Here is a 20,237-nt window from a genome sequence, read left to right as displayed (position 1 = left end):
CCATGGCTCTGACAGACATGCCTCGCACATCTTTTATCGCCCGCAATCCGTCGGTGCTCTATTTCCTCGCGGCCCTCGGCATATTCACGGCCGTTGTCGCCGTGATGTCAGACGCAACTGGCGTCGGCCTGATTTCGACCTCCTTTGTCAAAACATTGGGCAAAACGCTGTGCCTGTGCTTGGTCGCGATCGCCATGGATGTGGTCTGGGGGTATTGCGGCATCCTGAGCCTTGGCCATTTCGCCTTCTTCGGGATCGGCGGCTACGCCATCGGCATGTGGCTGATGTATGCCCGCACCGAGATCATTGTGGCCGAAAGCCTTGCTGGACAGGTCATACCGCCAACGACGCAGGAGATGTCGGACGCCATTGGCAACCAGATTTTTGGCGTTGTGGGATCGTCCGACTTTCCGCTGGTCTGGACCTTTGCAGATAGCCTGTTCATCCAGCTTGCGTTCGTCGTTCTGGTGCCTGGCCTTCTGGCGCTGGTCTTTGGCTGGCTGGCCTTTCGCAGTCGCGTCACCGGCGTCTATCTGTCAATCCTGACGCAGGCGATGACGCTCGCCCTGTCGCTTTACCTTTTCCAGAATGACAGTGGGCTGCGGGGCAACAACGGCCTGTCGGGCCTTCAAAACATCCCCGGCTACGCGGACAGCGGACAGGATGTGGTCTCGCTTGCCTTCTTCCTTGCATCCGCGCTCGCTCTTGCGCTGGGATATCTTCTGTTTGCGTGGATCACCGACAGCAAGCTGGGCAACATCATCCAAGCGATCCGCGATGACGAAAGCCGCGTGCGGTTTCTGGGCTACCATGTCGAAAGCTATAAGCTGTTTGTCTTTACCATCACGGCAATCGTGGCGGGCATTGCGGGCGCTTTGTATTATCCGCAGGCGGGCATCATCAACCCTGCCGAAATTGCGCCCATCGCGTCGATCTATCTGGCGGTTTGGGTCGCCATTGGCGGGCGCGGGCGGCTTTATGGTGCCGTGATCGGTGCGGCGCTGGTGTCACTGCTCTCCAGCTGGTTCACAGGCGGCGGCGCACCCAACATCAATCTTGGCTTCTATACGATCCAATGGGTCGATTGGTGGCTTGTGCTGCTGGGCCTGACCTTTGTTCTGGTCACGCTCTTTGCGCCCAAGGGCATCGGCGGTCTCTTTGACAAACTGGCGCGTAAATCATGACCTCACTTCTCGAAATGTCTGGCATCTCCAAAAATTTTGACGGATTTCAGGCAATCAGCAACCTGTCGCTCCAGATCGGAGAGCCTGAATTGCGCGCCGTCATCGGCCCCAACGGCGCAGGCAAGACGACCTTTATGGACATTATCACGGGCAAAACCAGACCCGATGAAGGGCGTATCCTGTTCGGCGATGACAGCCGTTCGCTCATTGGTATGTCCGAAAGCAAAATCGCCCGGCTTGGGATCGGCCGAAAGTTTCAGAAACCCACAGTGTTCGAGGCGCAGACGGTTCGTGAAAACCTCGCCATGGCCCTGAAAAACCCGCGCGGGCCTTTCTCGGTTCTTTTCTACAAAAAGACCCACGAAGGTGCAGCGCGACTGGAAGAGATCGCCGCCGAGATCAACCTGACCGACCACCTGACCCGCCCCGCAGGCGAATTAAGCCACGGGCAAAAGCAATGGCTCGAGATCGGAATGCTTCTGGCCCAGTCCCCTCGCCTGTTGCTAGTTGATGAACCCGCCGCTGGCATGACAGCGCATGAGCGCGAGCACACGACAGACATTCTGAAAAGGGCGGCTAAGACACGCGCGGTGATTGTGGTGGAACATGACATGGAATTCGTCAGGCGATTGGACTGCAAAGTCACGGTGCTGCACGAAGGGTCCGTGCTGGCCGAAGGATCACTGGATCACGTGACCAAGAACAAGACAGTCGTGGACGTTTATCTGGGGCGTAGTGATGCTGGCGCTTGAGAACCTCACCCTGAAATACGGGCAATCCCAGATCCTCAACGGGATCACGCTAAACGCGCCGGTAGGACAGGTCACCTGTGTGACGGGGAACAATGGTGTGGGCAAAACAAGCCTGCTGAAGGCCATTGCAGGACGGCACCCTTTCACGGGCGGATCCGTCACATTGGCGGGCACGTCACTGCCATCTGGGCGCGCCGCTGTGGCCGCAAAGGCCGGTGTTGGCTATGTGCCGCAGGGTCGTGAAATTTTTCCTTTAATGACTGTGGAAGAGAACCTTGAAACAGGTTTCGCCTGCCTGCCCAGATCAGATCGCACGATCCCTGATGATATCTTTGATCTCTTTCCCGTACTGGCTGAAATGAAAACCCGACGTGGCGGTGATCTGTCGGGTGGGCAACAGCAACAGCTTTCGATTGCCCGTGCGCTCATCTCGCGCCCGAAGGTTTTGCTGCTGGATGAACCGACCGAGGGCATTCAGCCGAACATCATTCAAATGATCGGTCGCACCATCCAAGTTCTGCGTGATCGCGGTGATTTGGCGATCATCCTCGTCGAACAGAACTTTGAGTTTGCCTACAGCAACTCTGATCACTTCCACATCATGCAACGTGGCGAGATTGTGCAGTCCTTGCCAAAGCCGGACGCCAAACGTGAGGCGCTTTTGCAGGCGCTCGCCCTTTAGGATCGCTCTGCTGTATGGGGCATCTGGAAGATGGGGCATACGTATGATCGCAGCGAACTTTCATCGACTGAGGGTTTGTTGCAGACCCCAACCGGGTTTACCTGGACCATCTGCCGGTTCAACTTCATCCTGAAATGACCAGTTTTGCAGGTCCAATTTTCTCAAAGTGATCGCGGCAAGCACGCGCGAAATCTTGCACGATCCGCCTTGGTCGTGCGCTGTCGTAGCCGATGGCAAGAGTAAGCGGTGGCAAGGCATCTAAAATCGGACGGGCCACGACGGGCGCACCACCGTAGGTGTCAGAGGTCAATGGCAGCATGTTCAAAATGGCGCATCCTCGGCCAGCGGCCACAAGGCTGCGCACCATCTCGGTGCTGTTTGCATAGGCGACGACAGGCGCTTGCCGTGTCCCGACTTGAAACAGCCCTTCGTAATAGGAGGCAGCAAGCGGGCGGTTCAGGACAACCAAAGGTTCCTTTGCAATCTGGTCCATCGTGACAGATTCATACCGTGTCAAAGGATGCGACTGCGGCAGCAAGCAATAGGGCGGTGCCGTGATTAGAACGTCAAAGTCGATGGACGGTCGCACACCTTCCGCAACAAACAAAATGGCATCGTACTTTCCAGTCAGCAGCCCGTCTTGCGCGTCGTCGTTATTACATTCCTCAAGGTCGAGCGTCACAGCAGAGCCGTCCTCCAGAAAGGCGTCAAACACCTGAGGAAGAAATGCTGGCGCAATCGGCGCATAATACCCGATCCGCAGCGTTCCGCTTTGTGATCTTTTCAGGTCCGTTCCTTCAACGAGAAGGGACCGATAGTCATCCAACAAATGTTCGCATTTGCGCGCGACCTCGCGTCCTGCCGCGTTTGCTTGAATGCCCCGCGCCCGTTGGCGGACCACAAGGGTAAGGTCGAATTCTGCTTCGACCTGGTCAATCGCGCTTGAGATCGCCGAAGCAGCGATGTTCAACTCTGCGGCCGCTTTCACAATGCTGCCGTGGCGCAAGGCCGTTGTGAAATATTCCATTGCTTTGAGGGTCAGTGCCATCGCTTGCTCTGTTTTTGTGATGATGTTCGACTTTTAATAGTGTTTTTGCGCGAAACGAAAGTCTGGCATATTCTAGCGGAACCATTTGGAGGCCAAGTTATGTCTGATGCACCCCTAAAAGGCTGGAACCATACGCCGAATGTGCCGCTGCAAGTGTCACCCATTTTCAGCTGGCCACCCCGCCCTGTGGCGATTGTGACGTGGTTCCTCAATTCATGGTTTTTCATCACAGAGCGCCTGATGATCGTCGCGATTGCCTTCATTTCATTCTACTGGTTCCAACCCCCGCTTGAGGTGACGCAAACCTTTGCGTTTGGGTGGATTGCGGAAATGTTTGTGCGCAATGTCATCCTGATGACCCTCGTTGCGGGGGGCTTGCATCTGTATTTCTACACCTTCACCAAACAGGGACAGGAACTGAAATACGACCCGCGTCCGTTGATGAAGAACGGGCGGCAATTCACGCTGGGTGGGCAGATCCGCGACAACATGTTCTGGACCATTGCCAGCGGCGTCACCATCTGGACCGCCTATGAAGTGCTGATGTTCTGGGCGATGGCCAATGGCTATGCGCCGATGCTGACGTGGGCTGCGAACCCCGTGTGGTTCGTCGCACTTTTCCTGCTCATCCCTGTTTGGGAGAGCTTTTATTTCTACTGGATTCACCGGTTTTTGCACATTCCGTTCTTCTATAAACACGTGCATGCCCTGCATCACCGCAACATCAACGTAGGTCCGTGGTCCGGCATGGCGATGCATCCGGTTGAGCATTTGATCTTCCTTGGGTCCGTTCTGATCCACTTTGTCGTGGCCGCACATCCGGTCCATATCCTGTTCCACCTTCAGTATTACGCGCTGACGGCGGCCACCACGCACACCGGGTTCGAAGGTATGGTCGTTAAGGATAAGAACCGCCTGAAGCTCGGGACATTCCACCATCAGATGCACCACCGCTATTTCGAGTGTAACTACGGGTCGTTGGAAATTCCGTGGGACAAGTGGTTCGGGTCGTTCCACGACGGCACACAAGAATCTGACGCCAAAATCCGCGAACGTCGCAAGAAATTCACCAATGGAGCCAAGTAAATGGGCGGGATGACGGTCAAGGACCTTTTGGATACAAAAGGCAAACGGACCATCGCCTACGTACAGGTTGCCAGCCAAGAAGAGGCGATTGCTGCGTCCCAAGCTGGTATGGACAAGATCGGCACCGCCTTCGTGCCCGAACGGGCGGGCTGGGCAATGAGCGTGCCAGACAGCCATTTCTAATACGGGTTGCCGTGGGGCCAGCATGCGAACGAGACAGAGGCCCTGCGTGCTGCCATGGGCGCAATGACGGCAGGCGCGCAGTCGGTTTATTGCGGCTACAGCCCCCACATCGTCGGAGCACTGGCCCGCGAAGGTGTTCCGGTGATCTGCCATGTCGGGCTGGTCCCGCCCAAAGCGACGTGGACGGGGGGCTAAAAAGCGGTTGGCAAGACGGCTGAGCAGGCCAAAATGGTCTGGCAACAGGTGCAGGATTTTGAAAGCGCGGGCGCCTTTGCCGTGGAAATGGAAGTGCTTGCCGCACCGCTTGCGACCGAGATTACAAAACGCACATCGATACTGACGATCTCGCTCGGCTCTGGCAGTGTATCTGATGCCCAGTACCTGTTCAGTGCCGACCTGTTGGGCGAAAACCGTGGTCACATCCCACGACACGCCAAAACGTACCGCAACTTTGCGGCCAAGCGCGACGAGATGCAGGCAGAGCGGGTCGCCGCCTATCGTGAATATATTGCAGATGTCACGGACGGGTCGTTCCCCAAAGATAAGCATAGCGTCGCTATGAACGCGGATTTACTGACGGAAACCTTCAAAATCTAGATTTCTGGCGACGGAATGCGAACGCTTGTTCGTACAAGACGTAGATGCTCCCTAAAGGATTTTAGAATGAAGTTGATTGTCCCCGCTTGTGCGCTCGCGGTTTGTGGCGCCAGTGCCGCCCATGCCGAAACCTTTTCCGCCGATGTCTGGGCAGACAATTGGTTCGAGATGCGTATCAATGGCGAACAGGTCGCCGAGGACAGCGTGTCGATCACGACCGAACGGTCCTTCAACGCCGAAAGTTTCACGTTCGAGGCGGAGCGTCCGTTTACGATTGGTCTTGTGGCCAAAGACTTCAAAGAAAACGACACCGGTCTTGAGTATATCGGCACGCGCCGCCAGCAGATGGGCGATGGCGGTGTGATCGTGCAAATCATGGATGCCAGTGGCGAGGTTGTTATTGTCAGCGATGGTGAGTGGCAGTGCTATGTCACCCACACAGCGCCGCTTGATAAATCCTGCGAAAGCGAACGCGATCCTATCGCAGGTGTTGGCGCTTGCGGGTTCAACGCCGAGAACGAACCGGACGGCTGGGACTTAGCGAGTTTCGATGCATCAGACTGGCCTTCCGCCGATGTTTACAGCGCCCGCGATGTCGACCCGAAGGACGGCTATGACCGGATCAGCTGGAACGCGGCCGCAGAATTCATCTGGGGACCGGATCTGGAACAGAGCAACACCGTTCTGTGTCGTCTTACGGTCGAATAAGGGATTTTCTGATGAACGCATTCAAACCTTATGCCATCGCCGTGGTCGCTTTTCTCGCGCCGAACCTTGCCAGCGCCCACGATGACCACTGCGCCGCCGTGCAGGCCTCTGTGGATGAGGCGGGCTTTGCCAACAGCGTGAGTGTCACTTGCGATAACGACAATGCCTATCTGACGTCGGACACCTACCCCGACCATGAGATGATGACGGGCATCACAGGCAGTAACGAACAGGTCCCGGTGCCCGGAAATTGGTCCGCGCCTGTGATGCTGGCCCCGCAATACACCGGCAACCCTTTGACACGTGATGCGTCCATCGGCGTGGCTGTGAACGGGGTGCCGATTTACGACTACACAGCGGGTGGCGAATTGTCTGACAGCGACCTGCACACCCACCAAGGCCACCTTGATACCGTGCTGACAGGGCAGCTTGATACATGCGGCGGCCATGCGGGTCGCGGTGACGACTATCACTACCACACCAGGCCAACCTGTATGATCGATGCGATGGATAACAAAGGCGACCCCGCCGCGATCATCGGTTGGGGCTTTGACGGTTTCCCGATTTTCCGCGACACAAATCCCGATGGCACCGCCATTGCCGCAGGTGCACTTGACGTCTGTAACGGTCAGCCGGACGACGTCTTTGGCTATCGCTATCACACGTCTGCCGATGCGCCGTATATCGTGCAATGCCTGATGGGTGTGGTCGAAGACCTTGATCGCGTGCCACGGGTGCGTCCGCTCAACATGGCAGACGGAGGTCTTGGCCCTGAGGCAGGACGCCCGCCGCGTGGAGGTGTGGAAAATCTGGTCTTCACCCAGAACGATGATGGTAGCCGAAGCATGGATTACACCTATGAAGGCGAAGCCTATTACATCCGCTACGCACCATCCGGCACGCCAAATTGCTACAATTACACAACTTCAACCGTCACCAACGGTGGTGAGGTCTTTGAAGGCGAATTGTGTAGGTAAATCGACGGCAAACCTATTGGGACGTCTCTCCCGTTTTGATGGTTTTTCAGTAATTCGGACCGTCAATTTTTGCGCTGCGACAGGATGCTTCATCCCGGCTTTGCTATCGGTGTCCTATCCAGCCGCGATCATCGGTAAAGGCCCGGCTGTCCGATATGGATGAGACGGCATAGCCATCGGGCATCTCGTCCAACGGCTCTAACGGCGAAGGGGATGCCGTCAAAACGATGTTTGCATATCCGCGCGGGCTCAGGGTTCCGGTCACGGCGGTCACATGGGGGTAAACCTGATTGAGGATCGCGTATGTGCCCTGGACAAGGCGTCCGTCAGGCTCGTCGATCAGATTGACATAGACAGGTCCAGCAACAACATTGCGAAGCTGCTGATAGGTTTCTAACGTCACCAGATGCGCGGGAACGGAGTTGGATGAGAATGCGTCCATGACAGCGGCATCATACTGCTTCGGAGTCTCGTTGATGAACATCCGCCCATCAGCATGCACGATTTCAAGCCTCTCGTTTTCGCGTATCACGGTGCCGGCCCAAGGCAGGTTTTGCTTTACGACCTCGGTGATCATCGGGTCGATCTCGACCACGTCAGCCTGCACCGTTGGCGATGCGCTTACCAGCAGGCTTGGCAGCGAATACCCGCCGCCGCCGATAAACAGAACCTCTGCGTCGGTCGGCAGATCCTGCGCCAGCTGCGACCAGATCAATTGCGTGTAGGGCAGCACCAAAACGTCTTCGGGCGCGCTGGCGGTCCCGATTGTATTACGCTCGGCGGCCTGACGCACGCGATCCGAGAAAAGGGCGATTTCGGACCCTCGGCGCCCGACATCAATGCATGACAGTCCAGATTCGTAGCGGCAGACTGAGCCGTTCAGCAGGTTCAGGCCGATCGCAAACAGACCCAAAACCAATGTCGACGGCTCAACTGGCGCGGTGTTCTTAATCCACGGCACGCACAGAAAGGCCGCCACCCCACACATCAAAAACGTGAGCGACGATCCCGCAAAGGGCAGAGCGACAAACCCTGCAAGGATCGCCCCGAAAATAGCGCCCACCGATCCTGCGGCCAGCACCAGCCCCAAGGATGAGCCTTCACGACCGGGGCGCGCTTGAACCGCAAGCTTGGCAAGATAGGGCGACGGAAAGCTGACCAGAACCGATGCAGGAAAGAACGCGATGACGACGGAAAAGAACATGCCCCCCGTGCCCCGCGCGCCCGCTGTGTAAAGAATGCCCAGGATCGTCGGTGAAAGTGCCATGAGTATCCCCGTGGCAATCAGCGCCTGACGCACCGCACGTGTCGCAACGGACGGTTCGCGTTCGGCGATCAACCCGCCAAGTGCACTGCCCAGCGAGAACCCAGCCAGAACGGTCGCAATCACAGCGGTCCAGGTGATCAGTGACGTTCCAAAAAACGGCGCAAGAACGCGACCCGCGGCAATCTCGTAAGTAAGCCCCACGACGGACAGAACCAAAATGAGAATGATCGCCCTCCAAAACTGCATAATAATTCCCTGCTCTCCATCCAATGCGTGGCCACATCTAGGATCGTTGCAGTAATCGATAGACACGCCGAAGCCTAGGCTTCACGCGCGGCAGCTTGTCCCAAAGCGAGGGTTGTAGCATCGACAGACACGAAGCACATCAGATGTCGCGCGGATGTGCTATCAGCATTCTAAGCTGGAACTACCATACGTAATCACCGTGCTGACTCTCTCGCCTGCTTTCCATTGGTCCGCTGAATTAGACTATTTCTGATGCAAATCTCCAGCCGCGGACTCTGCTGGAATTGGCCAAAGCTAAGTTTTCCAATCTTTCGCCCAGATCAAACCATGGTGAGGTCGTTATACAGCAAACCGATGGACACACCCTCAACCGTTAAAATGTCACCTCCGCCAAAGATAAAGACCACATCAGCCCCGACTTGATAGGCAAAATCAAAGGCATCCTGACCAGCCGCAAAGTTGAAGTTGTCAAGCTGTATCTCGTCAATGTTGTTTTCGAAATCCTTGATGATGTCGTGATCTTCTCCGCGATCAAAGTGAAATACGTCGGCATCGGCACCGCCGTACAGAAGATCTGTGCCCGCGCCACCGTCAAAGCGGTCTTCACCGCTGCCACCAAAGAGCTTGTCATCACCTTCGCGTCCATACAGCTTATCATCGCCGCCAAAGCCGCCAAGCGTGTTAGATGTAGACGTGCCCAAAATGACATCATCGCCAGTACACGAGCCGGAAGCGCTCTCGAAGTTCTTTATTGTGTCGTTCACGGCCCATGATCCGGAAACTGTATCAGCTTCAAGATCTATGAAGATACCGTTCGAGCTGTCGTAATAACTGATGTAATCCGTGCCAGCCCCACCGTCGAAGCTTTCCTGACCACCCCCGACCCGGACATAGTCATTGCCATCACCAAGCTCGACCTTGTCGGTGCCAAATCCCGCGTAGACCTTGTCGTCACCACCATAAGTTTTGATTGTGTTGGAGCCAGACGTGCCGTGAACAACGTCGTTTCCGGTCCTAGAGCCCGACGCGCTTTCAAATCCGCTGATGGTGTCATTGGATGCCCATGATCCTGACACCTCATTAGTCTCAAGGTTAATATTCACACCGTCAGTACTGTCGTAATAGCTGATATAATCCTTGCCGGAACCGCCGTAGAAATAGTCTGCGCCACCGCCGACGCGAACGTAGTCGTCATTTGCGCCACCATAAACGGCATCAGATCCAGCCCCATCGTATAACCTGTCCGAGCCGTCACCGCCACTTAACGTGTCACCGCCCCTGCCACCTACGAGGAAATCACCGTCCAAGTCGCCGAAAAGAAAGTCGTTTCCTTGGCCGCCGTTGAGCGTATCGGACCCTTTGCTGCCTGTAAGAGTATCATGCCCCGCTAAACCATCAAAGTGAACGCCGACCGACCCGTCGTCGCGGTCGACGTTAACACTCAAGATATTCGCTCCTGAGTCGCCGATGACATGGCTGTGATATCCACGCCAGGCATAAACTTCGACGTTTTCTATATTCTCAAAAACATAGCGGTCAGACGAACCTGAGAAAGGACTATCAGCGTAAAATTTTGACAGATCGACCGTCCATCCAAAACTTAACTTAAGCGTATCCCTTCCGTTACCGCCGTCGACAAACGAACCCGTTAGATCGCCGCTTGTCGCGTAGAGAGAAAAGATGTCATCGCCATCGCCACCAAATGCTTGGTCCAAGGGACGAACACTAAAATAATCGTCCCCACCATAGCCGTGGAAAGTATCTGATGTAGGGGTTTCTCGCGGCCCAAAAGATGCGGCAAACCAGTCATCACCTTCGCCCCCATGCAGGACAACTTCATGTTCCAAGTACTGAACCAAGAACCTATTTCCGTGCGTACTATTCCCAAAGATTTGTTCGAAGTTGACGGCATCGAAATCTCCGAATGAAAAGCCATTCGCCCCATCAACTTCGGTGTCCCGAAAAGACATCGTCGAGTAGCCAACAAAAACGTTGCGCGCATCAAGTGTGTCGAGACCACCTGCCCCATCTAGGACGACGTTTGGTGCGCCCGTCGAAATCGCACTCACCAGAAATTTCTCACTCGACTCATTGCCGATGAAATCATCGACGCGATCCACATAAATTGTTCGGTCATGACTAACATCAGGCATCTAAATTCTCGTTTCTTCAGTTCACCAATTATAGCGCGAAAATACTACCATAGCCGAAAGCGCTTGTTTTCATTGATGAAATACTCCCTTCGAGGTTGCAAGAACAAAAGAGAACGCCCAATTACTTATTGAACCCATTATGGCGAAAATTACTGATATCCGGCCAAGCATTACGCAACTAACGCTCCCCCACAGTATTTCGCTTACATCAGAAAGATGTCGCTAATTGGAAATTCCTGCTTGAGTCTCGAGACTCACGGCCCATAGATGACGGCTGCCGCGCGGGCGATGCCTTTAAATAGAACTTTTGTTCACAAGTCGTAGCGGATTATCCCTCGCCACTAATTTTGGACCTGCCAAACATGGTTTCATTCCGGTTGCAGCGCTTGCTGTGTTTTACAATTTTTTGCTTTACCTAAGACTAAGAATACACGCGCAAATTTGCATGCCCTTTTAGCGCTTTTCTGATCCAATCGAACTCATAACAGCGATCCCTTTGCAGTCAGTCGATAATCGGCAAGCTGCTCAGCAATGCTCATGTGCCGATGTATTTGCCGACTTGTACGGCGCCGACGGGGATATTGAGCGACCGGCCCTAACTGTCGCGCATGGTGTCGAGCATGATTTTTGCACCATCCCTCGTGCAGCCCAATCAGGCTTTCAGGCCCCCCAGTTCATTCCCTCGCTGATCGCTGTTCGGCGCTCCCAGTGGTAGGTGGGGGCGATCATCTCTTAGTTTTCTTCACCCTGCTCAGCCAACAAACCCTTCGTTACTCAGGCGAAGACGCTCTTCCACTTCGAGCGATCGTAGAGCGTATTTTGCGGGCCGAATGCCAAAGCCCCATCGCGCCGCCAAAAGCAACTGCAATCAATAGAGACAATTGCGCTCAATACGCGCCTGTCATCGACGTGTTGTTTAGTGTAGGAAGTCATGGAAAAGGGCTCATGGAGTGCCATCTACGCGTCCGCGACCAGAAAAGGTCTGATGTATTTATTGCTCATCCTTCGAACCGCGAACCATGCTTCTCGGCGAATACAATTATGCCCTACCCTCATTAAAAGACGGGCTCACCGGAACGAAAAACCAATTAAATTGTCAAATTTTCACCAAATATTAGGTGAAATGGCGGAGACGAAGGGATTCGAACCCTCGAAACGGTTCCCCGTTTACTCCCTTAGCAGGGGAGCGCCTTCGACCACTCGGCCACGTCTCCGCTGACGCGTTTAGCGGCTTGTTTTCAGGGGGGCAAGTGCCAATTTTGGCGGTGTGCAAAGCGTGCACAGGGCGTGCACTGCGCGTGCACCGAAAAAACCCGGCGCACGCGCAAATTTTTGTCGTCTAGCCGAACATGTCGGCGCTGATGCCTTCGTACCAGCCAAGGCTTTCTTCATAGGTTGCCTCGCGCACCTCGGGCGCCTCGCCGGTTTCGGAGATGAAGCCATCGACACGGGCGATCTTTTCGTCGGTTGCCTCATAGGTCGCGCCGACCTTCACGCCGTTGTTGGTGTCGATCAGTGACCAGCAAGTGTTGGCAAACCGCGCCGGGAACACACGGCTGTCGGTCAAGGCACCACGCACGGCATTGGCGCAGACCTTGGCCTGCGAGTTGGCGGAGAAGCCGGATTTTGGCATGTCGCCCTGCGCGCAAGCATCGCCCAGCACGTGCACATTCGGATCCATCTTGGATGACAGGTCAGTCGCGTTCACGGGCGCCCAGTTGCCTTCGGTCACGCCCGCGATATGGGCAATCTTGCCAGCCTGCATAGCGGGGATCACGTTGCAGGCGTCCACTTGGGTCACCTCTCCGGCGATGGTAATGCTCATCGCGTTCGGATCGACGCTCACGTCGCCGCCGCCGTCTTCCGACCCGATCCATGTGATCATACCGTCGTAGTTGTTGTCCCAACCTTCCTGGAAAAGACCCTGCTTCGAGAACCGCTCCTTAGGATCGGCGATCAGAATTTTCGCGGTGGGGTTATTGGCGCGCAGCTGGTGCGCGATCATCGACACACGCTCATACGGGCCAGGCGGGCAGCGGTAGGGGTTGGGCGGTGCGACCATGGCAAAGGTGCCACCCTGTGGCATGGCATCCACCTGCGCCTTGAGGATTTGTGTCTGGGTGCCGCCCTTGTAAGCATGCGGCATCACGCTTTGCGCGGATACGTCCCAGCCATCCACAGCACCATCAACAAAATCAATGCCGGGTGACAGGATCAGGCGGTCATAGGGGAGAACATAGCCCTGTGCGGTCGTGACGGTCTTGGCATCGCGGTCAATGCCCATGGCCAGATCGTGCAGCACGTTGATCCCGTAGTCGGTCGCCAGCTTGTCATAGCTGTGACCAAGGCTTTCCATTTCGCGGAAACCACCAAGATAGAGGTTCGAGAAAAAGCACGTGTAATAGCGACGCTGCGGTTCGACCAAAGTCACGTCGATAGCCCCTGCGCTGTCCTTGGCGATGTAGCGGGCTGCCGTCGCACCCCCTGCCCCGCCGCCAATCACCACGACGCGCGGTTTGGCGTGGCCATCAGCGCGCACCATCGGCGCTGACAAAAGAGCGGTTCCGGCAATTGCCGTTCCGATAAAGTGGCGTCTGTTAAAGGTCATGGAAGTATCCTTTCGTTGGGAAAATCAGTTGGCTTGCGCAAAATAAGCGGCAAGCGCGGCAATTTCTTCGTCACCAAGGCTGGCCGCAACGCTGCCCATCGTACGGTTAGACAAGGCGCCCACCTTGTACTGGTAAAGCCGAAGCATCATCGTCTCTCGGGTCAGGGTGTCGATCTGCGGCACGCCGCCTGCGCTGGCCCCACCTGTGACGTGGCAGGACGCACATTCAGCCGCCAGATATTCGCCGTAGGGCACGTCGCCTGCCATCGCCAGCACGACCTCTGGCACGGTGACATCCTCGGGCGCTGGGGGCGGCGGCGTTGTGGTCAGCCGCACGTGTGTCATCAGGTCAGTGCGATAGATTTCATCCACCATATCAAGCATGAACGGGTGCGGCGTGCCCGCGACCACGTCTTGCGGGTTGGCCAGAAACGGTTGCAGCGTGTCACGGCCCCAGACAAGGCCAGCCTCACCCGCCGCGATCATGGCCTGCGAATAGTCAAAACCTTCGGCACTGCCAGCCGTGCGCCCGTAGAGCCCGTAAAGGTTTGGCCCAGCGCGGTGCGCTTCACCGTCGGCCAAGGTATGGCACGCGGCACAGGTCTGTTCGAAATTGGTGATGCCTGCGCTGGGGTCGCCACCGCAGACCGCCAGAATGTCATCGGGGTTCGAGATCGGCAGGCCCGCGTCTTCCAGCAGGGTTTCTTGCGATGTCGCAAAACCGGCCACTGCAACAGCCGCACAAAATGCCAGACTTGCGATAATGGATTTTCGAAATTGCATGGCTCACCCCGTTGCGCACAGCAGGATGACGCAGCCACGCCGCCTGCCCTTAGGGCAAGTCTAGCCAATAAAGACCAACTGTGAAGCCCCCCGAAGGTGGGGATAACCTGACTTGGGCCGGATCAGTTGTTGAACAGGAAGTGCAGCACGTCGCCGTCCTTGACGATGTAGCTTTTGCCTTCGGCGCGCATTTTGCCCGCTTCTTTCGACGGACCCTCGCCGCCCAGCTCCACAAAATCATCGTAGGCAATCGTCTCGGCGCGGATGAAGCCTTTTTCGAAATCGCCGTGGATCACACCGGCGGCTTGCGGGGCGGATGTGCCCTCTTTGATGGTCCACGCGCGGGCCTCTTTGGGGCCGACGGTGAAGTAGGTCTGCAAATGCAACAGTTCGTAGCCAGAGCGGATCAGTCGGTCCAGACCCGGCTCTTCCAGCCCCATTTCGCCTAGGAACATCTCGGCCTCTTCTGCCTCAAGCTGGCTGATCTCTTCCTCGATCTTGGCAGAGATCACGACCGACGAGTTGCCCTGTGCGGCGGCCATTTCGGCCACGCGCGCGGACTGGGCGTTACCGGTGCCTGCGCTGTCTTCTTCCACGTTGCAGACATACAGCACGGGCTTTGTGGACAGCAGTTGCAGCATGCGCCACGCCTTGGCGTCGTCGGCGTCCACCTCGACCAGACGCGCAGGCTTGCCGTCTTCCAGCACCGCTTGCGCCGCTTCCAGCAGACGGACCTGCTGCACCGCTTCCTTATCGCCACCGCGCACTTTGCGGGTGAGGTTGGCAAGACGCTTTTCTATGCTTTCCAGATCGGCGAGCATCAGTTCGGTCTCGATCACCTCGGCGTCTTCAACCGGATCAACGCGGCCTTCGACGTGGGTGATGTCGTCATCTTCAAAACAGCGCAGGACGTGGGCAATGGCGTCACACTCGCGGATGTTGGCAAGGAATTGGTTGCCAAGGCCTTCACCTTTGGACGCACCTTTGACGAGGCCAGCAATGTCCACGAATGTCATGCGCGTCGGGATGATCTGCTTGGAGGACGCGATATCGGCCAGCTTATCAAGGCGGGCATCCGGCACGGCGACTTCGCCCACATTCGGCTCGATCGTACAGAAGGGAAAGTTGGCGGCCTGTGCGGCTGCGGTCTTGGTCAACGCATTGAACAATGTCGATTTGCCGACGTTCGGCAGACCCACGATACCCATTTTGAAACCCATGACGCTCTCCTATCGGTTTGGCGGTTCCAATATGCGGATGAGGGGCCACGTGCAAGCTGTGCTATGAAGGTTGAAGGAGGACACGACCATGACACCCACACCCTACATCTTTTTCAACGGCCAGTGCCGCGCAGCGACCGAGGCCTACGCGCGGATTTTCGGCATCGCCATTCCGGAATATATGACGATGGAGGGTGCGCCGCCCGACATGGAGATACCCGAAGACCGCAAGAACTGGATCATGCACTGCCAGATGGATTTCGGCGGTGGCACGATCATGATGTCGGACGACTTTGCAGGCAACAGCCCCGCGATGGATGGCTGCAATATCGCCGTCGCCATGCCGACCGCAGATGAAAGCAAAGCCGTATTCGATCAGTTGGCCGAAGGCGGCGATGTCCGCATGCCATGGGAGCCGACATTCTGGTCACCGGGTTTCGGCACGTTGACGGATAAGTTCGGCATCCGCTGGATGATCGACACGGATGCACCGGAGGGCTGACCCCCATTGATTTTCCCGCCCGTTTGCCGCACACCGCTGGCGACAAACGCAAGGGACAGATCATGAGCCGTATCGACGCCAAATTCGCGCAACTCCGTGCCGACAACAAAAAGGCTTTCGTCGCCTATGTTATGGCAGGCGATCCGGATTACGACATGGGGCTTGAAGTGACCAAGGGTCTTGCTGGCGCTGGCGTTGATATCATCGAACTGGGCCTGCCGTTTACTGACCCGATGGCGGATGGCTCTACGATCCAGCTTGCGGGCCAACGCGCGTTGGAATCGGGCCAGACGCTTGTCAAAACACTCGATTACGCCCGTGCGGTGCGCGAAACCGATGACACAACGCCGATTGTGCTGATGGGCTATTACAACCCGATCTATTCACGCGGCGTGGACCGGTTTTTGAAAGAGGCCAAAGAGGCGGGTATCGACGGGCTGATCATCGTGGACCTGCCACCGGAAGAAGACGTTGAACTTTGCATCCCGGCGCAGGCCGCTGGCATCAACTTTATCCGGCTGGCCACGCCCACCACCGATGACAAACGCCTGCCGACCGTCCTGCAAAACACCTCCGGCTTTGTCTATTACGTGTCCGTCACAGGCATCACAGGTGCCGCTGCCGCCCAAGCCGATGCTGTCGCACCAGAAGTCGCGCGGATCAAATCGCAGACCGACCTGCCTGTCATCGTGGGCTTTGGCATCAAAACGCCGGACGCTGCCGAAAGCATCGCCAAGATCGCCGATGGTGCGGTTGTCGGCTCTGCCATCGTGGAAAAGATCGGCGCAGGCGAAAGCCCCGCTGACGTGCTGGCTTTTGTTAAAACGCTGGCTGACGGTGCTCACCGCGGCTAATCGCGCCAACGTCACGTATCATTTTGCCAAAAATACTCGCCCCGCTGGCAAGCGTCCCGCAGGTAATTCTTGCACGCACATTCCAGAATTGGTAAGAGAACCTAACCAATTTACGGGAATTGAGCTATGGCTGTCATTACCAACATCGACGATCTGAAACGTAAATATAAGCGCCGCGCGCCCAAGATGTTTTACGACTACGCCGAAAGCGGCAGCTGGACGGAACAGACCTTCGCTGAAAATTCCAGCGACTTTGACAAGATCCGCCTGCGCCAGCGCGTTGCCGTCGATATGACCAACCGCACCACCGCGACCCAGATGATCGGTGAGGATGTGGCGATGCCTGTGGCCCTTGCCCCCGTGGGCATGACAGGGATGCAAGCCGCCGATGGCGAGATCAAAGCCGCCCGCGCCGCCGAAGCGTTTGGCGTCCCTTATACCCTCTCCACCATGTCGATCTGTTCAATCGAGGACGTGCGCGAGGCCACGACAGAGCCGTTCTGGTTCCAGCTTTACGTGATGCGCGACGAGGACTTTGTCGACAACATCATTGCCCGCGCCAAGAACGCTGGCTGCTCTGCTTTGGTGCTGACGCTTGATCTGCAAATTCTGGGCCAGCGCCACAAGGACCTAAAGAACGGTCTGTCTGCCCCACCCAAGCTGACCCCTGCCGTGATGCTTGATCTGGCGACCAAATGGGGCTGGGGCCTTGAGATGCTCGGCACGCACCGCCGGACGTTTCGCAACATCGTGGGCCACGCCAAGTCGGTCGAGAACATGTCGTCGCTCAACTCGTGGACCAACGAACAGTTCGATCCAAAGCTAAGCTGGGACACTGTCGCCAAGCTGAAAGAAAAGTGGGGCGGTAAGCTGATCCTCAAAGGCATCCTTGACGCCGAGGACGCGCGACAGGCCGTGAAGGTCGGCGCGGATGCGATTGTTGTGTCCAACCATGGCGGGCGACAGCTTGACGGTGCCTTGTCCGCAATCCGCGTGTTGCCCAGCATCGTGGAAGCCGTTGGCGACCAGATCGAAGTGCATATGGACAGCGGTATCCGCTCGGGTCAGGACGTTCTCAAAGCCGTGGCGCTGGGCGCCAAGGGCGTGATGATCGGGCGGGCCTATATCTACGGGTTGGGCGCGATGGGTCAGGCCGGTGTGACCAAGGCGCTTGAGATCATCCACAAAGAGCTGGACGTGTCGATGGCCCTGTGCGGCAAGCGCGACCTGAACGACGTGGACCGCGATATCCTGCTGGTGCCGAAAGACTTTGAGGGCGAGTGGGCCTAGCGGCCTTCTTGCCGCGTTTGGTTGGGCAGACGCGCGGCCATCAGGGCCAGCGGCAGGCAGAGCAAAAGCAACAGGCCAACGCAGGCAAAGGCCCAGCGTAGGCCCAAAGCCTCGGACACCAGCCCCATCAGGACGGGTGCGAAAAAGAAGCCGGAAAAACCGATGACAGCGGCACGCGAAATGGCCTCGGTGCGCATGTGCGGGGCCACGACCTTGCCGATCAGCGCAAGGCCCATTGGCCCGATCACAGACACGCCCAGCCCCAGCACGCCAAAGCCCACGTAGGCCATCGCGGGCGATCCTGCCGTGGCTGCGATAACAGCGCCTGTGGCCGAGATAAGAGACGCCCAGATCACCACCTGCACCTCTGGCAAGCGGTCAGACACCACCTGCCCTGCAAAGCGCCCGAAGGCCATGGTCAAGCCCAGCATCGCGGGGCCAAGCGCCCCTTCGGCAGCACCCCCGCCCAGCGTGCGTTCGACGTGCAGGGCGGACCATGCCTCAACCGTGGCCTCGGACATGAAGGCCACAAGCACGATGCCACCGCACAGCGCAATGGGCCACAACGGGTAGCCGGATGTGTCTCCCTCTTCGCGGGCCACAAAGGTGACGTCCATGTGCAGGAACGGGATCATGCACGCGACAACCGCGCCAAAGCCCGCAAAGACGATAATCGGCGGGATGCCTGCGTCGCGGGTGAAGCTGGAAACGATGGCGGCAAAGGCGTAGGCCACGGAAAACATTGCGTGGTTGGCGTTCATCAACGACCGGCCTGTTTTGGCTTCAAGCTCGCTCACCCTTGCGTTCATCACCACATCCAGAAGGCCGGACGCAAGACCGACCAGCGACAGGCTTAGTGCGAACATGATGGGCAGCGTCATGTTCGCGGGGATCAACCACGCAAGCGCGAGCGCGGCCGCGCCCACCTGCATGCCCCGCCCGCGCAGGATGCGATCCGCCCAAGGGGCCAACCACATGGACCCAACAAGGCCAGTCGCAGAACCCAACAGAAGCGTGCCAAAGACCGCGTCATTCACGCCAAGCTGCGCTTTGAACACGGGCACATGAGCCGCGAAGACGCCCCAGAAAAGGCCAACAACAACAAAAGCAGCAGCGGGCCTGCGCGAGACGGAAAGGGCGTTCATAATCGACATAAGGAGTAGCGTTGGCAGGGGATTTCAGCCAAAGCAAGTGCCAAAGTCGTGCGACGACGCAGCAACGCCATCCTGCCTGCGTGATTTGACGGCATACCGCAAGTAAACTGTTCAAAACCCCTTCCCAAGCACGCGATTCCACCCTATAGGCACGGCTTCACCGGACCGCACACCCTTGGAGGGCGGTCCCATACACATATGGAGAATTCTAATGGCTGGTAAGATTCCAGATCTGGAAGCGACAGCACGCGCGGGGACAGGCAAGGGGGCCGCCCGCACAGCACGTCGCAATGGCATGGTGCCCGGAGTTGTTTATGGCGGCGGCAAAGACCCGCAAGCCATCGAAATGGACTTCAACTACCTTCTGACAAAGCTGCGCAAGGGCCGTTTCCTTGCCACGCTGTGGAACCTGAAGGTCGAAGGCGAAGAGGACGTGCGCGTTATCTGTCGCGGTGTTCAGCGCGATGTGGTCAAGGACCTGCCGCTGCACGTCGACTTCATGCGTCTGCGCCAGACATCGAAGGTGAAACTGTTCGTTCAGGTGAACTTCCTCAACGAAGACAGCGCACCGTTCAAGCCAGCTGGCGGCATGCTGACCGTGAACCGCACAGAAGTCGAACTTCTGGTGACGGCCAACAACATCCCAGACAGCATCGACATCGACCTGTCGGACGCACAGATGGGCGACGTGATCACATCCGACAGCGTTACATGGCCTGAGGGCGTCACACCTGTCATCGACCGTGAATTCACGATTGCTGCTGTGACTGCACCACGCGCTGTTGTGGCTGACGATGACGACGAAGATGTTGCACCCGATGAAGTGCCAACAACTGACGAGCATCCTGCCGAAGAGCAGTAAGCTCTTTCACAAAACAATCAGATCAGGGCGCCCCTTTCGGGCGCCCTTTTTCGTGTGGCCCTGCCCTTGCGCATGGCTTAC

General features: G+C 57.1%; 19 protein-coding genes, 1 tRNA gene and 1 pseudogene. 13 read left to right on the top strand and 8 right to left on the bottom strand.

Annotation, left to right across the window (positions count from 1 at the left end; translation table 11 throughout):
* Positions 1-2 precede the first annotated feature (2 nt).
* Genes urtC through urtE form a run of 3 tightly spaced genes read left to right on the top strand, consistent with a single transcriptional unit; the run spans position 3 to position 2,618 of the window.
* A complete protein-coding gene (urtC, locus tag V8J84_RS04345; protein ID WP_339928423.1) occupies positions 3-1,184 on the top strand; it encodes an urea ABC transporter permease subunit UrtC in 1,182 nt (393 codons plus the stop codon).
* Positions 1,181-1,936, top strand: a complete 756-nt coding sequence (gene urtD / locus V8J84_RS04340; protein ID WP_339928421.1) for an urea ABC transporter ATP-binding protein UrtD — start codon at positions 1,181-1,183, stop codon at positions 1,934-1,936. Before urtC ends, urtD begins: the two co-directional genes overlap by 4 nt.
* Positions 1,923-2,618: an urea ABC transporter ATP-binding subunit UrtE gene (gene urtE, locus V8J84_RS04335; RefSeq protein WP_339928420.1), complete on the top strand. Its 696-nt coding sequence runs from the start codon at positions 1,923-1,925 to the stop codon at positions 2,616-2,618. The genes urtD and urtE overlap by 14 nt, the downstream gene beginning before the upstream one ends.
* 124 nt (positions 2,619-2,742) lie before the next feature.
* On the opposite strand, the gene V8J84_RS04330 is transcribed toward urtE, so the two are convergent.
* The gene (locus tag V8J84_RS04330; RefSeq protein WP_339928419.1) at positions 2,743-3,666 is read right to left on the bottom strand and encodes a LysR family transcriptional regulator; all 924 of its coding nucleotides are present in this window, start codon (positions 3,664-3,666) and stop codon (positions 2,743-2,745) included.
* Positions 3,667-3,765: 99 nt separating this feature from the next.
* Here V8J84_RS04330 and V8J84_RS04325 point away from each other — a divergent pair, with 99 nt between their 5' ends.
* The 6 genes and pseudogenes from V8J84_RS04325 (at position 3,766) to V8J84_RS04300 (ending at position 7,217) form a co-directional block, all read left to right on the top strand.
* A complete protein-coding gene (locus V8J84_RS04325) occupies positions 3,766-4,752 on the top strand; it encodes a sterol desaturase family protein (protein ID WP_339928418.1) in 987 nt (328 codons plus the stop codon).
* The gene (locus V8J84_RS04320; protein WP_339928416.1) at positions 4,753-4,935 is read left to right on the top strand and encodes a hypothetical protein; all 183 of its coding nucleotides are present in this window, start codon (positions 4,753-4,755) and stop codon (positions 4,933-4,935) included.
* Positions 4,936-4,941: 6 nt separating this feature from the next.
* The gene (locus V8J84_RS04315) at positions 4,942-5,130 is read left to right on the top strand and encodes a hypothetical protein (protein ID WP_339928415.1); all 189 of its coding nucleotides are present in this window, start codon (positions 4,942-4,944) and stop codon (positions 5,128-5,130) included.
* A 15-nt stretch (positions 5,131-5,145) separates the two neighbouring features.
* Positions 5,146-5,532: pseudogene (locus tag V8J84_RS04310) on the top strand (3-methyl-2-oxobutanoate hydroxymethyltransferase); the annotation flags it as partial.
* A gap of 66 nt (positions 5,533-5,598) precedes the next feature.
* Positions 5,599-6,240, top strand: a complete 642-nt coding sequence (locus tag V8J84_RS04305) for a PEBP family protein (RefSeq protein WP_339928414.1) — start codon at positions 5,599-5,601, stop codon at positions 6,238-6,240.
* An 11-nt stretch (positions 6,241-6,251) separates the two neighbouring features.
* Positions 6,252-7,217: a YHYH protein gene (locus V8J84_RS04300; RefSeq protein ID WP_339928413.1), complete on the top strand. Its 966-nt coding sequence runs from the start codon at positions 6,252-6,254 to the stop codon at positions 7,215-7,217.
* Positions 7,218-7,320: 103 nt separating this feature from the next.
* On the opposite strand, the gene V8J84_RS04295 is transcribed toward V8J84_RS04300, so the two are convergent.
* The 6 genes from V8J84_RS04295 to ychF all read right to left on the bottom strand — a co-directional run bounded on the left by V8J84_RS04295 (position 7,321) and on the right by ychF (position 15,494).
* The gene (locus tag V8J84_RS04295) at positions 7,321-8,730 is read right to left on the bottom strand and encodes a fused MFS/spermidine synthase (protein WP_339928412.1); all 1,410 of its coding nucleotides are present in this window, start codon (positions 8,728-8,730) and stop codon (positions 7,321-7,323) included.
* A 320-nt stretch (positions 8,731-9,050) separates the two neighbouring features.
* Positions 9,051-10,883, bottom strand: coding sequence for a calcium-binding protein (locus tag V8J84_RS04290; protein ID WP_339928411.1), 1,833 nt, complete (start codon positions 10,881-10,883; stop codon positions 9,051-9,053).
* A gap of 1,124 nt (positions 10,884-12,007) precedes the next feature.
* Positions 12,008-12,097: transfer RNA gene (locus V8J84_RS04285), tRNA-Ser, on the bottom strand.
* Positions 12,098-12,222: 125 nt separating this feature from the next.
* Positions 12,223-13,491 (bottom strand): NAD(P)/FAD-dependent oxidoreductase, encoded by a 1,269-nt coding sequence (locus V8J84_RS04280; protein WP_339928410.1) that lies wholly within the window; start codon positions 13,489-13,491, stop codon positions 12,223-12,225.
* A 24-nt stretch (positions 13,492-13,515) separates the two neighbouring features.
* Positions 13,516-14,274, bottom strand: a complete 759-nt coding sequence (locus V8J84_RS04275) for a c-type cytochrome (protein WP_339928409.1) — start codon at positions 14,272-14,274, stop codon at positions 13,516-13,518.
* 122 nt (positions 14,275-14,396) lie between these two features.
* On the bottom strand, positions 14,397-15,494 hold the full coding sequence (ychF, locus tag V8J84_RS04270) for a redox-regulated ATPase YchF (protein ID WP_339928408.1): 1,098 nt from the start codon (positions 15,492-15,494) through the stop codon (positions 14,397-14,399).
* A gap of 88 nt (positions 15,495-15,582) precedes the next feature.
* Between ychF and V8J84_RS04265 the strand changes: the two genes are divergently transcribed.
* From V8J84_RS04265 to V8J84_RS04255, 3 genes are all read left to right on the top strand, one after another.
* Complete coding sequence (locus V8J84_RS04265; protein ID WP_339928407.1) at positions 15,583-15,996, top strand: VOC family protein; 414 nt, start codon at positions 15,583-15,585, stop codon at positions 15,994-15,996.
* Between the two features lie 62 nt (positions 15,997-16,058).
* Entirely contained in the window at positions 16,059-16,850 is a 792-nt protein-coding gene (gene trpA / locus V8J84_RS04260; RefSeq protein ID WP_339928406.1) for a tryptophan synthase subunit alpha, read from the top strand.
* Positions 16,851-16,976: 126 nt separating this feature from the next.
* On the top strand, positions 16,977-18,140 hold the full coding sequence (locus V8J84_RS04255) for an alpha-hydroxy acid oxidase (protein WP_339928405.1): 1,164 nt from the start codon (positions 16,977-16,979) through the stop codon (positions 18,138-18,140).
* On the opposite strand, the gene V8J84_RS04250 is transcribed toward V8J84_RS04255, so the two are convergent.
* Positions 18,137-19,285 (bottom strand): MFS transporter, encoded by a 1,149-nt coding sequence (locus tag V8J84_RS04250; RefSeq protein WP_339928404.1) that lies wholly within the window; start codon positions 19,283-19,285, stop codon positions 18,137-18,139. The two genes, V8J84_RS04255 and V8J84_RS04250, sit on opposite strands and share 4 nt — an antisense overlap.
* A gap of 220 nt (positions 19,286-19,505) precedes the next feature.
* Between V8J84_RS04250 and V8J84_RS04245 the strand changes: the two genes are divergently transcribed.
* Positions 19,506-20,156, top strand: coding sequence for a 50S ribosomal protein L25/general stress protein Ctc (locus V8J84_RS04245; RefSeq protein ID WP_339928403.1), 651 nt, complete (start codon positions 19,506-19,508; stop codon positions 20,154-20,156).
* The last annotated feature ends 81 nt before the right edge of the window (positions 20,157-20,237 follow it).

The sequence above is a fragment of the Yoonia sp. 208BN28-4 genome, assembly GCF_037543925.1.
Classification (GTDB): Bacteria; Pseudomonadota; Alphaproteobacteria; order Rhodobacterales; family Rhodobacteraceae; genus Yoonia.
The sequence above is the reverse complement of the archived record's forward strand: the minus strand, read 5'-3'. Positions and strand labels throughout refer to the sequence as shown.

Excerpts from the sequence above, each read along its gene's own strand:
- ychF (WP_339928408.1), bottom strand. The coding sequence starts at position 15,494 with ATGGGTTTCAAAATGGGTATCGTGGGTCTGCCGAACGTCGGCAAATCG.
- V8J84_RS04295 (WP_339928412.1), bottom strand. The coding sequence starts at position 8,730 with ATGCAGTTTTGGAGGGCGATCATTCTCATTTTGGTTCTGTCCGTCGTG.
- V8J84_RS04325 (WP_339928418.1), top strand. The coding sequence starts at position 3,766 with ATGTCTGATGCACCCCTAAAAGGCTGGAACCATACGCCGAATGTGCCG.
- V8J84_RS04290 (WP_339928411.1), bottom strand. The coding sequence starts at position 10,883 with ATGCCTGATGTTAGTCATGACCGAACAATTTATGTGGATCGCGTCGAT.
- V8J84_RS04255 (WP_339928405.1), top strand. The coding sequence starts at position 16,977 with ATGGCTGTCATTACCAACATCGACGATCTGAAACGTAAATATAAGCGC.
- V8J84_RS04265 (WP_339928407.1), top strand. The coding sequence starts at position 15,583 with ATGACACCCACACCCTACATCTTTTTCAACGGCCAGTGCCGCGCAGCG.
- trpA (WP_339928406.1), top strand. The coding sequence starts at position 16,059 with ATGAGCCGTATCGACGCCAAATTCGCGCAACTCCGTGCCGACAACAAA.
- V8J84_RS04320 (WP_339928416.1), top strand. The coding sequence starts at position 4,753 with ATGGGCGGGATGACGGTCAAGGACCTTTTGGATACAAAAGGCAAACGG.
- V8J84_RS04330 (WP_339928419.1), bottom strand. The coding sequence starts at position 3,666 with ATGGCACTGACCCTCAAAGCAATGGAATATTTCACAACGGCCTTGCGC.
- V8J84_RS04245 (WP_339928403.1), top strand. The coding sequence starts at position 19,506 with ATGGCTGGTAAGATTCCAGATCTGGAAGCGACAGCACGCGCGGGGACA.
- V8J84_RS04250 (WP_339928404.1), bottom strand. The coding sequence starts at position 19,285 with ATGAACGCCCTTTCCGTCTCGCGCAGGCCCGCTGCTGCTTTTGTTGTT.
- V8J84_RS04305 (WP_339928414.1), top strand. The coding sequence starts at position 5,599 with ATGAAGTTGATTGTCCCCGCTTGTGCGCTCGCGGTTTGTGGCGCCAGT.
- urtE (WP_339928420.1), top strand. The coding sequence starts at position 1,923 with ATGCTGGCGCTTGAGAACCTCACCCTGAAATACGGGCAATCCCAGATC.
- urtD (WP_339928421.1), top strand. The coding sequence starts at position 1,181 with ATGACCTCACTTCTCGAAATGTCTGGCATCTCCAAAAATTTTGACGGA.
- V8J84_RS04300 (WP_339928413.1), top strand. The coding sequence starts at position 6,252 with ATGAACGCATTCAAACCTTATGCCATCGCCGTGGTCGCTTTTCTCGCG.
- urtC (WP_339928423.1), top strand. The coding sequence starts at position 3 with ATGGCTCTGACAGACATGCCTCGCACATCTTTTATCGCCCGCAATCCG.
- V8J84_RS04275 (WP_339928409.1), bottom strand. The coding sequence starts at position 14,274 with ATGCAATTTCGAAAATCCATTATCGCAAGTCTGGCATTTTGTGCGGCT.
- V8J84_RS04280 (WP_339928410.1), bottom strand. The coding sequence starts at position 13,491 with ATGACCTTTAACAGACGCCACTTTATCGGAACGGCAATTGCCGGAACC.